At 68.2% G+C, this 14,169-nt stretch carries 13 protein-coding genes; 9 read left to right on the top strand and 4 right to left on the bottom strand.

Annotated features, from left to right (window positions below; genetic code table 11):
* Positions 1–102: 102 nt before the first annotated feature.
* Complete coding sequence (locus tag AC1RAA_RS24855) at positions 103–558, bottom strand: MarR family winged helix-turn-helix transcriptional regulator (RefSeq protein ID WP_159270852.1); 456 nt, start codon at positions 556–558, stop codon at positions 103–105.
* 75 nt (positions 559–633) lie between these two features.
* Here AC1RAA_RS24855 and AC1RAA_RS24860 point away from each other — a divergent pair, with 75 nt between their 5' ends.
* From AC1RAA_RS24860 to AC1RAA_RS24900, 9 genes are all read left to right on the top strand, one after another.
* On the top strand, positions 634–1,200 hold the full coding sequence (locus AC1RAA_RS24860) for a PaaI family thioesterase (protein ID WP_492727991.1): 567 nt from the start codon (positions 634–636) through the stop codon (positions 1,198–1,200).
* Between the two features lie 63 nt (positions 1,201–1,263).
* On the top strand, positions 1,264–3,969 hold the full coding sequence (locus AC1RAA_RS24865) for a phage head spike fiber domain-containing protein (RefSeq protein WP_492727993.1): 2,706 nt from the start codon (positions 1,264–1,266) through the stop codon (positions 3,967–3,969).
* Positions 3,970–4,252: 283 nt separating this feature from the next.
* Positions 4,253–5,314: a Fe(3+) ABC transporter substrate-binding protein gene (locus tag AC1RAA_RS24870; RefSeq protein WP_062480133.1), complete on the top strand. Its 1,062-nt coding sequence runs from the start codon at positions 4,253–4,255 to the stop codon at positions 5,312–5,314.
* A 35-nt stretch (positions 5,315–5,349) separates the two neighbouring features.
* A complete protein-coding gene (locus AC1RAA_RS24875) occupies positions 5,350–7,035 on the top strand; it encodes an ABC transporter permease (RefSeq protein WP_492727995.1) in 1,686 nt (561 codons plus the stop codon).
* Entirely contained in the window at positions 7,032–7,715 is a 684-nt protein-coding gene (locus tag AC1RAA_RS24880; RefSeq protein WP_492727997.1) for an ABC transporter ATP-binding protein, read from the top strand. The genes AC1RAA_RS24875 and AC1RAA_RS24880 overlap by 4 nt, the downstream gene beginning before the upstream one ends.
* A gap of 14 nt (positions 7,716–7,729) precedes the next feature.
* On the top strand, positions 7,730–8,986 hold the full coding sequence (locus AC1RAA_RS24885; protein WP_492727999.1) for a hypothetical protein: 1,257 nt from the start codon (positions 7,730–7,732) through the stop codon (positions 8,984–8,986).
* Positions 8,987–9,086: 100 nt separating this feature from the next.
* Entirely contained in the window at positions 9,087–9,767 is a 681-nt protein-coding gene (locus AC1RAA_RS24890) for a glutathione S-transferase family protein (protein WP_492728001.1), read from the top strand.
* A 60-nt stretch (positions 9,768–9,827) separates the two neighbouring features.
* Positions 9,828–10,241, top strand: a complete 414-nt coding sequence (gloA, locus tag AC1RAA_RS24895) for a lactoylglutathione lyase (protein ID WP_070062472.1) — start codon at positions 9,828–9,830, stop codon at positions 10,239–10,241.
* A gap of 25 nt (positions 10,242–10,266) precedes the next feature.
* Positions 10,267–10,836: a DUF1697 domain-containing protein gene (locus AC1RAA_RS24900; protein WP_492728003.1), complete on the top strand. Its 570-nt coding sequence runs from the start codon at positions 10,267–10,269 to the stop codon at positions 10,834–10,836.
* Positions 10,837–10,848: 12 nt separating this feature from the next.
* On the opposite strand, the gene AC1RAA_RS24905 is transcribed toward AC1RAA_RS24900, so the two are convergent.
* From AC1RAA_RS24905 to edd, 3 genes are read right to left on the bottom strand one after another with little or no spacing between them, the layout of a single operon-like run.
* Entirely contained in the window at positions 10,849–11,577 is a 729-nt protein-coding gene (locus AC1RAA_RS24905; protein ID WP_062480144.1) for a haloacid dehalogenase type II, read from the bottom strand.
* Between the two features lie 2 nt (positions 11,578–11,579).
* Positions 11,580–12,215: a bifunctional 4-hydroxy-2-oxoglutarate aldolase/2-dehydro-3-deoxy-phosphogluconate aldolase gene (eda, locus tag AC1RAA_RS24910; protein ID WP_070062470.1), complete on the bottom strand. Its 636-nt coding sequence runs from the start codon at positions 12,213–12,215 to the stop codon at positions 11,580–11,582.
* 42 nt (positions 12,216–12,257) lie between these two features.
* A complete protein-coding gene (gene edd / locus AC1RAA_RS24915) occupies positions 12,258–14,087 on the bottom strand; it encodes a phosphogluconate dehydratase (RefSeq protein ID WP_139702881.1) in 1,830 nt (609 codons plus the stop codon).
* Positions 14,088–14,169: the final 82 nt, after the last annotated feature.

Genomic DNA, 14,169 nt, shown 5'->3' on the forward strand with positions numbered 1-14,169 from the left:
GGAACTGTTGGAATGGGTCGGGGGAGAAACGAAGAGACAGGAAATCCGGCCGCGCGACTGCGTAGACGCGGAAAGTGTTCGTTGTGGGGGTGGCGGGAAGCGTCAGTCCTGCACGTCGGCCGGCTCGCCCGTGCCCAGCAGCGCGAGCGATTCGTCGATGAGCGCATGCAGCGCGAGCACGCGCTCCACGCCCAGCAGCGCATTGAGCTTGAGTTGCGCCGTCTTCCAGTGCTGCTGCGCTTCGCGCCACTTGGCGTCGCCGGCGTCGGTGAGCGACACCAGCCGGCTGCGCGCATCGGCGCCCGCCACTTGCGCCACCCAGCCCGCGGTAATGAGCGGCTGCAGGTTGCGGCTCAGCGTGGAGGCGGTCATCTTCAGCTCGCCCGCCAGGTCGACCGGGCGCATCGGGCCCAGGCGCTTGAGGTGCGACAGCAGCGAGTACTGCGTGGTCTTGAGGCCGCTGCGCGACACCTCGGCGTCGTAGTGCTGCGTCAGGCGGCGCATCAGCTGGCGCGTCTTGAAGCTGGTGCAGCCGCGGGGTTGGGTGGGTGTGTCCATGGGGTATTATTGTATGTGCAACTATTGCATATGCAATCAACCCCTCCCCGCAAAGCCCCCAGCAGGAACACAGGCATGACGCAGCAAGCTTTCACCGACACACCCTCCAATCTGCTCGACGCATGGATCGCCGAAGAGCGGCAGATCGCCGAGCGCCTCGAGAACGGCCCCGGCCCCGGGCTCGCGCGCCCCGAGCAGGTCGCCGGCAAGACCGGCCTGGAGGTCATGCAGGCCATGCTCAACGGCGAGATCCCCTACGCCGCCATCGCCAAGACGCTGGGCTTCACCATCGTCTCGGTCAGCAAGGGCATCGCCATCTTCCAGGGCACGCCGCTGCCGCAGCACCTGAACCCGCTGGGAACCATCCACGGCGGCTGGGTCGCCACGATGCTCGACTCGGCCCTGGGCTGCTCGGTCCACACCATGATGCCGCCCGGTCGCGCGTACACCACCGCCGAGCTCAGCGTGAACTACGTCAAGGGCCTCACGCCGAAGGTGCAGCGCGTGCGCGCCGAGGGCAAGGTGATCCACTGCGGCAAGCAGCTCGCGACCGCCGAGGCGCGGCTGGTCGGGGCGGACGGCACGCTGTATGCGCATGCGACGACGACGTGCCTGGTGTTCGAGGTGCCGGCGGGGCGGTGAGGTCCCAAAGACCCCGCTCTCGTTGAATTGCGGGGCGCCCCTCACTTCTTTGAAGGCCGACATATGTCGGCCTTTTTCGTTGGGGCGTTCGGCGAGAAAGTCGTCATCGCCAACCAAGGAAAAGACTGCCATGGCCGCCATGGGCTGGCCGGCGGCGGAACCCTCCGCCGCCGAACCCGAAGGTACCGCCTGCGTTCGCGCAAGGCAGCCCGCAGAGGACTCAACCAGATGACAACGACACTTACCGAAAAGACTTTTGCCGAGCTGTTCACCTATGCGGGCGGCACGAACGGCTCTCGCGTTAACGCCCAAGGCTTCATCGAGCCCTGCGCCACGCCGCGCTTCGACTTCGATCCGATCACGAAGGTGGCGAAGGGGCTGCTCATTGAAAACGCGCGAATCAACCAATTGGCGTTTTCGTCGCGATTTGAAAACGCGGTCTGGGCGAAGACGAGCGTCACCGCCGTGCCTGGCGCAGCCCAGGCGCCGAACGGACGTTGGGATGCCTGCAAGCTGACCTTGCTCAACGGCGGGATCGCGTCCGTGGGCCGCGCGTCGCAGACGACTGCCAAAGCGGCGGCCGCAATCACCTACGCCTTTTCTTTCTATGCGAAGGCCGCAGGCTCCTCGAATGGATGGACCTTCGCTTCCGGCGCGACAACAGGCGAAAGAATCAGCTTCGCCTTCGACCTGTCGGCCTTGACCATCTCTCTCTTCACCATCTCTGTCTTTACGGAGGTGTCGAAACGGATCGCTGATGTCGGCGGTGGGTGGCGCAGGGTCGAGATCGTTTTCACGACAGACGCATCCGCGGCGCTGACCGCGGCCGTCTACCCCGGCGCAGCGGCTACCGGCACCGGTCCCGGCGACGGCGTCGCCGGCCTCTACATCTGGGGTGCGCAGCTCGAAGTGGGTGCGTTCGCCAGCTCCTACATCCCCAGTTGGGACGGAGTCACGGCACGGGCCTCGATCGGCAGCTACTACGACGCCAAAGGCATCCTGCGCTATGCGGCGGCAGGCGTTGCGCGCAACAGCTACGAGCCGTCGAATCTGGCGTTGCCGCCTGTGCTGATGGTGGAAGAGCAGCGCACCAACATCCTGCTCAAGAGCAGCGACATGCATTTGGTTCCATGGTTCTTTGCCGGCGCAGTCTCACGTGCGACCGGCAAGTTGGCCCCCGACGGGACATTGCGAGCCGTCGAGGTCTCCGGAACACCTACCGGATCATTGGGCCAGTCGGCGGCTGCTACATCGACGGTGATGACGTTCTCCGTCTATCTGAAGAACGTATCGAGGAACGCTCCAGTGTCGCTACAGCTGCGCAATACGACCACAGCGGCGCAGTTCACTTTCGGCTATGCCACGCTTAATGGTGGCAGTCCTTCTATCTCGGGCAATGGGTGGGAAATGCGGTCGGTAGGCGGCGGATGGTTCCGCTGCGCATTCACCCAGTCTACGGGGATCACCGTCGGCGATACGCTTGCCATCTACCCATTTCATGTCGGCGACGGCACCGACCACGGTGCATTTCAGATCTGGGGCGCCCAGCTCGAAACAGGTGCCTTTGCTACAAGCTACGTTCCGAGCGTCGAGACCTTTACCGGACGTGCTTCCATCGGGACCTACTTCGATTCGACCGGCGCAATGAAGACCGCTGTGGCCGGCGCAGCGCGGATGACCTACAACCCCGCCGACCCGACCATTGCGCCTTGGCTGATGCAGGAGGCGGAGGGGGCGAACCTGTTCACCGAAAGCGAGTTCCGCAACGGTGTTTCGGATGCGCCAACCCGCAATGGTGTGACGGCCACGACTGTAGATTGGCTCGGATTCACTACCGGGCTTGCATTCCAAGCACCGACCGGCCCATACAACTACGCGGTCAAGGCGGCCACCCTTGCCGCGTCGACGACTTACGTGGTTTCAGCCTTTGTGAAAATGGATGATGGCCTTCCGCCAGTCCTCGGTCTGGGGGCAGGTGCGGATTTGGCGATGGTGATCGCCAACGGTGCTGTTGGAACAGGAGCCACATCGGTAGTGCACGTCGGCAATGGTGTCTACAAGGTCTCTGGCTGGGCGACAACTGGCACAGCACCCGCCGGTGGCGCCGGAATCTACAAGTACGCCGCCAACAGTGCGCGGACCTTCAAGGTCACCGGATACCAGCTCGAACAGGCCTCGTTCCCGTCAAGCTACGTTCCGACCACGACGGCCCCGGTGACCCGTCTCGCTGACGCGGCAACCTCGGTCGCCGCAACCCGCCAAGCAGACACCGCGACCTCAGCTGCCACGACGCGCGCAGGCGACAACGTCCGTGTCGATACGAGCAAAGGCTGGTGCAATGCAGCCGAGGGCACGATCTTCATGGAGTTCGGTCGCCCGCTCATGGGGCCCGCGGAGTCTCGGACCCTGGTGGAGATCGGAGCCACGTCCTCGAACCGTCTTGGTATCGGCTTCAACCCTACCGGCACCGCGCACGCCGTTTCGGTGACCAACGGTGTCGTCGGGCCCAGCACCTCGACAGCCAACCTTGCTGGCACGCCGGAGGGCGGCACAGTGAAGGCGTCGATCAGCTACGGCGTCGACGGGGTTCGTTTCGGGTGCAACGGTCAAACGCTGAGGAAGGTCGCGTTGGCGGCAGTCTCACCCTTTGCCTTCCTCGGGATCGGGAATCTCTGCTACGGGGGCAACCAGCCCTTCTTTCATGTGCGCGCGCTGCGCTACCAGCCGCAGAAGCTCACTGACGCTGAGGTGGTGGCGCTGACGGCATAGGAAAGAGCCCCGAGCCTGCCCTTGTTTCCTTGGACGCCATTCCGTTTCAGCTGGCGTAACGGAATGGCAGTCGCGCTGTCGTGTCACCGGCTGCCAAGTCCTTGCGGAGCGCTTCACCTTGACGGCCTAGAGCCCCCGGCCGAGCGCTTCGCAGTAAACCCTCAACCCGTAAGCCAAAGGAAAACCCACCCCTCCCCGTCAGTGATAATTGTTCTCATCAGCGACGCACCCGTCGTCGCCGATACCTTTCCTAGAACACCTCACTGCACCTGGAGGATCCTTCATGACCGACCGTTCCGGCCCCCAGGGCCGCGTGGCGCACGCCCTCCTCGGCGTTTCCGCCGCCTGGCTCGCCCTCACCGCCCTGCCCGCGCACGCCGCCAATGACGAGCTCACGCTCTACACGACGCGCGAGCCGGCGCTGATCCAGCCGCTGATCTCGGCGTTCAGCGCGCAGAGCAAGATCAAGGTCAACACGGTGTTCGTGAAGGACGGCCTGCTGGAACGCGTGAAGGCCGAAGGTGCGCGCTCGCCGGCCGACGTGCTGATGACGGTGGACATCGGCAACCTCGTCGACCTCGTCGAAGGCGGCGTGACGCAGCCGGTGAAGTCGGCCGCGCTCGAGTCGGCCATTCCGGCCAACCTGCGCGGCGCCGACGGCCAGTGGTTCGCGCTCTCGCTGCGCGCCCGCGTGCTGTACGCCGACAAGAACCAGCCGCTGACCAGCTTCCGCTACGAAGACCTGGCCAACCCGAAGTACAAGGGCAAGGTCTGCATCCGCGCCGGCCAGCACCCCTACAACACGGCCCTGGTGGCCGCGATGATCGCGCACGACGGCGAGGCCAAGACCGAGCAGTGGCTGCGCGGCGTCAAGGGCAACCTGGCGCGCAAGGCCACCGGCGGCGACCGCGACGTGGCGCGCGACATCCTCGGCGGCATCTGCGACATCGGCGTGGCCAACTCGTACTACGTGGGCCAGATGAAGAGCGCCAAGGAAGGCACCGACGCGCGCAAGTGGGGCGACGCCATCAAGGTGATCCGCCCGACCTTCGCCAGCGCCAAGAGCGGCGGCACGCACGTGAACATCAGCGGCGCGGCCGTGGCCAAGAACGCGCCGCAGCGCGCCAACGCGGTCAAGCTGCTCGAGTTCCTGGTGTCGGAACCGGCCCAGGCGCTGTATGCCGACGCCAACTACGAGTACCCGGTGCGCAAGGGCGTGGCCCTCGACCCGATCATCGGCCAGTCCATCGGCGAGTTGAAGGTCGACCCGCTGCCGCTGACCGAGATTGCCAAGTACCGCAAGCAGGCCAGCGCCCTCGTCGACAAGGTCGGCTTCGACCAGTGACCTTGCATGGCCGGGCACACCTTGCCGGCAACTGAATGCTGATTTCGCGGCGCCAGCCGCCGGGCCTGCGCGCCGCGGGCCCGGCATGGCGCTGCGCGTCGTTCCTGATCGCGCTCGGCGTGCTCGCGCCGGTGCTCACGCTGGCCTGGCTCGCGTTCGGCTCGGGCGTCGGCCACTGGGGGCCGCTGTTCGCGCACGTGCTGCCGCAGGCGGCGCTCAACACCGCGCTGCTGCTCGCGGGCGTCGGCACCCTCGTCCTCGTGATCGGCACCGGCTGCGCCTGGCTGGTCACGGCACATGATTTCCCCGGCCGCGGCGTGCTCAACTGGGCGCTGCTGCTGCCGCTGGCGATGCCGACCTACATCGTCGCCTTCGCCTACCTCGACCTGCTGCACCCGATCGGCCCCGTGCAGGGCGCGATCCGCTGGATGCTGGGCTTCGACAGCCCGCGCCAGTTCCGCCTGCCCGACCTGCGCTCGATGCCGGGCGCGATCTTCGTGCTGGGCTTCGTGCTCTATCCGTACGTCTACATGACGGCGCGCGCGATGTTCATGACCCAGCCGGCGCACCTGCTGGAAGCGGCGCGCACGCTGGGCGAGAACCGGCGCGGCGCGTTCTTTCGCGTGGCGCTGCCGCTGGCGCGGCCGGCGCTGGCTGTCGGCCTGAGCCTGGCGCTGCTCGAGACGCTCAACGACATCGGCGCCTCCGAGTTCCTCGGCGTGAACACGCTCACGGTGGCGGTCTACACCACCTGGATCACGCGCTCCGACCTGGCCGGCGCCGCGCAGATCGCCTGCGCGATGCTGTTCGTGGTGGTGGCGCTGGTCTGGCTCGAACGCAACGGCCGCCAGCACCAGCGCTTCGGCTCCGCGCAGCGCATGCGCGCGGTGCAGCCCCGGCGCCTGCACGGCAGCGCTGCCTGGGCCGCGGCCGCGACGGCGGCGCTGCCGGTGCTGATCGGCTTTGTCGCGCCCGCGCTGTACCTGGTCTGGGAAAGCGGCAAGCGGCTGCACCAGGGCGGCGGCATTTCGCAGGGCCTCGTGGCCAGCCTGGGCAACACGCTGGCGCTCGCGGCGGGCGTGACGGTGGTGGCTGTGGCGGCGGGGCTGGTCGTGGCCTGGGCCTCGCGCAGCCAGGGCACGAGCCTCAACCGCGCCCGCTGGCAGGCGCGCGTGGCCACGCTGGGCTATGCGGTGCCGGGCACCGTGCTCGCCATCGGCCTGCTGACGCCGGCGCTGGCCTTCGACGCGGCGCTGGCCGGCGCGATGGGCTGGCAGGGCCTGCCGCTGATGGGCGCGGGCATCGTGCTGGTCATGGCCTGCGCGATCCGTTTTCTTGCGATGCCCGTGGGCGGCATCGAGGCCGGGCTTGCGCGCATTCCGCCGGCCATCGAGCAGGCCTCGCGCCTGCTCGGCGAAACCACCGGCGGCACGCTGCGCCGCGTGCACCTTCCGCTGCTGCAGCCCGCCATCGCGGCGGGCGCGCTGCTGGTCTTCGTCGACGCCATGAAAGAGCTGCCGGCCACGCTGCTGCTGCGCCCGGCCAACTTCGACACCCTCGCCACCTGGCTCTACGCCGAAGCCGCGCGCGGCACCTACGAGGAAGGCGCGATCGCCGCGCTGGCCATCGTGGTCGCCGGCCTGCTGCCGGTGGTGCTGCTGGCGCGCAACCAGCTCGGCACGACACCGGCGGTGACGCCTCCCGACACGGACCCCGCATGAGTTCCCCGCTTCATCTCGACTCGCTCCAGCTCGCCTACGACACGCCGCGCGGCCCGCACACGGTGGTCGATGGCTTTTCGCTGGACCTGGCCGCGGGCGAGATCGCCTGCCTGTTCGGCCCCTCGGGCTGCGGCAAGACCACGGTGCTGCGCGCCATCGCCGGCTTCGAGCCCGTGCGCACCGGCACCATCCGCCTCGGCGACACGCTGCTGTCGTCGCCCCAAAAGCACCTGCCGCCCGAGCAGCGGCGCGTGGGCATGATGTTCCAGGAGTACGCGCTGTTCCCGCACCTGTCGGCCGCCAGGAACGTGGCCTTCGGCCTGCGCCGCCTGGGCCGCGCGGCGCAGCAGGCACGCGTGGCCGAGATGCTCGCGCTGGTCGGCCTGGCCGAGGCCGGCGAGCGCTACCCGCACGAGCTGTCGGGCGGCCAGCAGCAACGCATCGCACTGGCCCGCGCGCTGGCGCCCTCGCCCGCCCTGCTGTTGCTGGACGAGCCGTTTTCCAACCTCGACGGCGGCACGCGCGAGCGCCTGACCGCCGAGGTGCGTGGCATCCTCAAGAAGGCCGGGCAGACCGCGATCCTGGTCACGCACAACGAGGCCGAGGCGCATGCGATGGCCGACCGCATCGGGGTGATGCACAACGGGCGGATCACGCACTGGCTCGAGACGGCCTCGTAACGGAAGGCCCCGCGATGCGCAACGCGACCCGACTCTTCCTCGCGTGGGCGACGTTGCTCGGGTCGGCGATGCCGGCCCTGGCAGAAGTCCGTACGGTCTACCAAGGCACCCTCGGCACCAGCGAGGTCGTGCTCGAAGTGAATGCCACTGGCGGTGGGCGGTATTTCTATCGCCGCCACGGTGTCGACATTCCACTCTCCGGGCCGGTGACGAAGCTCGTGGAAGCCCTCCCGATCCAGGGCGAGGCGATGTACCGGGCGGCACAAGGCGGCAACGCGCCGTTGTTCGAAGACGCGCAGACCCGACAGCCGGGTCCGACATGGCGCGGCCAGGTGATCAACGGCACCTTTGCCGGGAGTTGGAGCGATGGCCCCGACAAGCAGAACGTCGCGTTCGAGCTTCGGCAGGTTCGCCAGTACGACCCGGGCAAGAGTCCCGGCGCCACCGAGCGGGTGACGCGCGCCATCCCGCCAGGCAACACCACCGGTGCGGCTTCGGACGCACCGGTTTCCATCGAGACAGCCCCCTACGACCACCTGAAGCTGCAGACAGCGCTCAAGCAAGGCGCGGAGCACGTCAGCGGAGCGGTGGCATGGCGCATCGTCATCGATCCGCGCACGCGCTTTTCCTATCCGCGGCTCACGCGACACCCGAATGCGCGCGTGGTCGAGAAGGTCAACGCCATCCTCGCGCGCAGGCACGGACAGCTCAGCCTCGCCGCGCTCGAATGCAAGGCCACCCTTTACACAGAGACGCACCCGGCAGCCGGCTCGCTGGGAAACTACGACGCGGAATCGGTGCGCGTCACCTTTCTCAGCCCGACGCTGATGAGCATCGTCGAATCGGGAAGCGCCGACTGCGGCGGCGCCCATCCCCACAACCACTACGCGCCCTACACACTCGACCTGGTCCGTGGCGAGTACCTCGACTTCGATCGCCTGTTCCGCGCGTTCACCAGGACGCCGGACGGGTTCGTGCCGAGCAAGACGCTCATGGCGCTGATCGGGAAGCAGCTGAAAGCACAGGGGCGCGGGCCCGAATCCGCAGCCGCCGCAGACCCGCAGCACTACACGGGTTGCGACGAGGTGTGGCCCGAGTACCTGGCACTGCATTTCGAGCGCACCCGCGGGCGCGATGCGTTGGCCGTCGCGGTCAGCGGCGTGCCGCATGCGCTCGGCGCCTGCCTCGGCACCACGGTGGCGCTGCCGTTCACCGAACTCAAGCCCCTTCTCAAGCCTGCGGCCGGCGCATATCTTTTTCCTAAGCCGTAGCAACCGGGCGGCGCCCGAATGGGCTTTTCCAGAAAAGGTTGTTCAGGACCGCAAGAATCGCGGCGATCCTGACCCCAACTCTTCGAAAGCGGAACGCCCCATGACCCAGGCCCTCACCCTCGTCAGCCACCTGCTGTGCCCCTACGTGCAACGCGCCGCGATCGCGCTGCACGAGAAGAACGTGCCCTTCGAGCGCGTCGTGATCGATCTCGCGAACAAGCCCCAGTGGTTTCTCGACATCTCGCCGCTGGGCAAGGTGCCGCTGCTGAAGGTGCAGCGCCCCGATGGCACGGAAGCCGTGCTGTTCGAGAGCAACGTGATCTGCGAGTACCTCGAAGAGACACAACCCAGCGTCCGCCTGCACCCCGAAGACCCGCTCGCACGTGCGCAGCACCGCGCATGGATGGAATTCGGCTCGGCCGTCCTCGCCGACCTGTGGGGCTACGAGACCACTCAGGACGCCGCCGTGTTCGCGCAGAAGCGCGACGCGCTGGCCGCCAAGTTCGAACGCGTCGAGGCCGCGCTCGGGCAAGGCCCCTACTTCGCGGGCGAAGCCTTCAGCCTCGTCGATGCGGTGTTCGCGCCGGTGTTCCGCTACTTCGAGGTGTTCGACGCGATCAGCGATTCACACCTGTTCGACGCGCTGCCCAAGCTGAATGCCTGGCGCCATGCGCTGGCGGCGCGCCCCAGCGTGCGCGCGGCGGTGGTGCCCGAGTACCCACAGCATCTGATGGATTTTCTGAAAAAGTACCAGGCGCACCTGCTGACGCTGGCGGCTTGATCGCAAGAAGCAGAGGGCGACAATAGCCCCCTTCCCCCCCATAACGACACGACCCACGAGATGCGACTTCTCCACACCATGCTGCGCGTTGGCAATCTCCAGCGCTCCATCGACTTCTACACGCAGGTGCTCGGCATGACGCTGCTGCGCACGTCGGAAAACCCCGAGTACAAGTACAGCCTCGCCTTCGTCGGCTACGGTAACGGCAACCCCGACCAGGCCGAGATCGAGCTCACCTACAACTGGGGCACCGAGAGCTACGAACTCGGCACCGCCTACGGCCACATCGCGCTCGGCGTGCCCGATGCCTACGCGGCCTGCGACAAGATCAAGGCCGCAGGCGGCAACGTGACGCGCGAGGCCGGTCCGGTCAAGGGCGGCACGACGGTGATCGCCTTCGTGACGGACCCTGACGGCTACAAGATTGAATTGATCCAGCGCAACGAGAACGCCGCGGGCGGCGGCCTGCGCTGAGCCGTTTCGGGCCGCACCCCACGCCATGGCAAGCCCGAAGACAAAGAAGAAAGACGCGCCGCTGACGCGCTACGTCGCCCTGCTGCGCGGCGTGAACGTCAACGGCATCACGATCAAGAGCGCCGACCTGAAGGCGCTGTTCGCCGACGAACTCGGCTTCGGCGCGGTGCGCACGGTGCTCGCCAGCGGCAACGTGCTGTTCGACACCGACGCGCCCGATGCCGCCGCACTGCGCACGCGCATCGAGAAAGCGCTGCGCCAGTGCTTCGGCTATGAGGCGTGGATCGTGCTGCTCACGCAGCGGCAGGTGGCCGACATGGCGGCGGGCTACCCTTTCGAACGCATCGACGACACGCACCATCCGTACCTCGTGTTCAGCTCCGACGCCGCGATGCTCGACGAGATCATGGACAAGGCCGGCGCGGTTGATGCCAAGGTCGAGCAGCTGGTGCGCGGCGATGGCGTGCTGTACTGGCAGTGCCCGCGCGGCGAAAGCCTGGAGACGCCGGTGGCGAAGGTGCTCGCGAAGACCCGCTACAAGTCGAGCACCACCACGCGCAACCTGCGCACGGTGGAAAAGCTCATCACCGACTGATCAACAGCGCGATCAGCAGCCCAGCCGGTCGGCCAGCGCGACGATGTCGCGCACATGCAGGTTGTTGTCCGGCTGCGGCGACACGTCCTTCGGCTGGTTGCGGCCGAACTCGTGGGGCCGCTCGATGTACGCCGTCTTCAGGCCGCACACGCGCGCGGCCGCCAGGTCGTCGTGGTGCGCCGCGGCGAGCATGACCTGCCCGGGCGTCGCGTCGAACACGCCCGCCACGCCGAGGTAGGTGCGCGGGTCGGGCTTGTAGGCCTTGAACACCTCGGCCGACAGCACGCAGTCCCAGGGCAGGCCAGCGCGCTTGGCCATCTCGGTGAGCAGGCCGATGTTGCCGTTGGAGAGCGTGCAGATGGTGAACTTCTTCTTGAGCCGCGTGAGCCCCTCGACCGCATCGGGCCAGGCCGGCAGGCGGTGCCAGGCGCGGCTCAGGTCGCGCTTGGCGGCGCTGTCGAGGTGGTCGGCCAGGCTGAAGTCGTGCAGCACCTGCTCGAGCATGCTCAGGTGCAGCTCGTCGAGCAGCGTGAAGCCGCCCTCGCCGGCCGCGATGCGTTCCATCACGGCCTTCATGGCGGGCTGGTAGCCGGCGCGCCAGGCCAGCGCAAAGGCCGCCCCGTCCACGCCGGGCAGCACGCGCTCGACCTCGGCCGCGATGCCGCTGTGCCAGTCGACCACCGTGCCGAACACGTCGAACGCGATGACCTTGAGGTCGCCCGCGTCGAAATCGGCCGACATGCTCAGCGCGGCAGCTGGCTCGCGGCGCGCGCCAGTTGCTCGATGCGGGTCCAGTCGCCGTCGCGGATGGCGTCGGTCGGCACGATCCACGAACCGCCCACGCAGGCCACGTTCGACAGCGCGAGGAACTCGGCCGCGTTGCCCGCATGGATGCCGCCCGTGGGGCAGAAGGTGACGTCGCCGAACGGGCCCTGCCAGGCCTTGAGCATCGGCAGGCCGCCGGCCTGCAGCGCAGGGAAGAACTTCAGCTGGGTGTAGCCGTCTTCCTGCGCCGTCATGATCTCGCTGCCGGTGGCCACGCCGGGCAGCAGCGGCAGGCCGAGGTCGTGGCAGGCCTTGCCGACCGCGCGCGTGTAGCCTGGGCTCACGCCGAACTTGGCGCCGGCCAGCGCCGAGGCCTGTGCGTCGGCCGCGCTGCGGATGGTGCCCGCGCCGGCGACGGCCTCGGGCACTTCCTTGGCGATGGCCTCGATGCACTGCAGCGCCTGCGGCGTACGCAGCGTCACTTCGAGCATGCGGATGCCGCCTGCGACCAGCGCGCGCGCCAGGGGCACGGCGTCTTTCACGTCGTTCAGCACGATGACCGGAATGACGGGTGCGTCGCGCATCACGTCGAGGGGGGTGAGTCTGTCTGTCATCTCATGGCTCCAAAAGTTTCTTGCGGCCCACGTGGGGCCCCGTCACATCCAGGTGCAGGCGCCCTCTTCGGCGGTCAGTGCGTTGCGGCGCATGCCGGCGAACAGTTCGCGGCCCAGGCCGTGCCCATCCGCGATGCGTTGCGCGTCGGACAGCGTCGCGGTCTCGCGCGCAGCCCATTCGTCTTCGGGCAGCAACACGGCGAGCGTACCCGCTACGGCGTCGAGGCGGATCAGGTCGCCGTCGCGCACCTTGGCCAGCGGGCCGCCGGCGGCCGCTTCGGGCGACACGTGGATGGCCGCCGGGATCTTGCCCGAGGCGCCGCTCATGCGGCCGTCGGTGACCAGCGCCACGCGGAAGCCCTTGCCCTGCAGCACCGACAGCGGCGGCGTGAGCTTGTGCAGCTCGGGCATGCCGTTGGCCTGCGGGCCCTGCCAGCGCACCACGCAGACCACGTCGCGCTCCAGCTCGCCGGCAGTGAACGCTTTCTGCAGCGCGGCTTGCGAGTCGAACACGCGGGCGGGCGCTTCGATGACGTGGCGGTCGTCGGGCACCGACGACACCTTGATCACGCTGCGTCCCAGGTTGCCGCTGAGCAGCTTGAGGCCGCCGGTGGCGCTGAAGGGGCTGGCCACCGGGCGCGTGACGGCTTCTTTCTGCAGCGGTGCAGCGGGCGTCCATTGCAGCGTGTTCTCACCGGCCAGCGACGGGATGTTGGCGAATTCGCGGATGCCGCCGGCGCGCACCGTGAGCACGTCGGCGTGCATGAGGCCGGCCTCGACCAGCTCGCCGATCACGAAGCCGGGGCCGCCGCAGGCCTGGAACTCGTTCACGTCGGCGCTGCCGTTGGGGTACACGCGCGTGAGCAGCGGCACCACGTCGGATAGCTGGGAGAAGTCGTCCCAGTCGATGAGGATGCCGGCAGCGCGCGCCACGGCCACCCAGTGGATCAGGTGGTTGGTGGAGCCGCCGGTGGCCAGCAGCGCGACCATGGCGTTGACGATGCAGCGCTCGTCGACCATCTCGCCGATGGGCGGGCAGTTGAAGGCCGTGTCGCTCGCCTTGCCGAGCACCGAGCGCACCGCTTCGCGCGTGAGCGTTTCGCGCATGGCGTCGCCGGGCTGGATGAAGGCCGTGCCGGGCACGTGCAGGCCCATGGCCTCCAGCAGCATCTGGTTGCTGTTGGCGGTGCCGTAGAAGGTGCAGGTGCCGACCGTGTGATAGGCGGCCATCTCGGCCTCGAGCAGGCCCTGGCGGCCCACGAGGCCCTGCGCCGCCTGCTCGCGCACCTTCGACTTGGCGGTGTTCGACAGGCCTGAGGGCATGGGCCCGGCAGGCACGAAGACGGTGGGCAGGTGACCGAAGTGCAGCGCGCCGATGAGCAGGCCCGGCACGATCTTGTCGCACACGCCGAGCATCAGCGCGCCGTCGAACATGTCGTGCGTGAGCGCGACGGCGGTGCTCATGGCGATCAGGTCGCGGCTGAACAGGCTCAGCTCCATGCCGGGCGTGCCCTGCGTGACGCCGTCGCACATGGCAGGCACGCCGCCCGCGACCTGCGCGGTGGCGCCGTGGCGGCGGGCCTCGTGCTTGATGATGTCCGGGTAGCCCTGGTACGGCGCGTGGGCCGAGAGCATGTCGTTGTAGGCGGTGACGATGCCCAGGTTGGGCGCGCGCTCGGCCACCACCTTGAACTTGTCGTTGGCCGGGATGCCGGCCACGGCATGCGCCACGTTGGCGCAGCCCATGCGGTCGGAGCCGCGGTCGCGGGCGCGGATCTCGGCCAGGCGCGTGAGGTAGGTGCTGCGCGTGTCGCGGCTGCGCGCGCGGATGCGATCGGTGACGTCGCGGACGGTGGGGTGTGTGCTGCTCATGGGGAAGTTGGCTCTTGCTGCGTGTCGCCGGCGCGACTGTGGGCCTGGAGGCCCATCGTACCAATTCGAGCGCGACGCCCCG

Source organism: Variovorax sp. GW823-FHT04F07 (genome assembly GCF_058795995.1).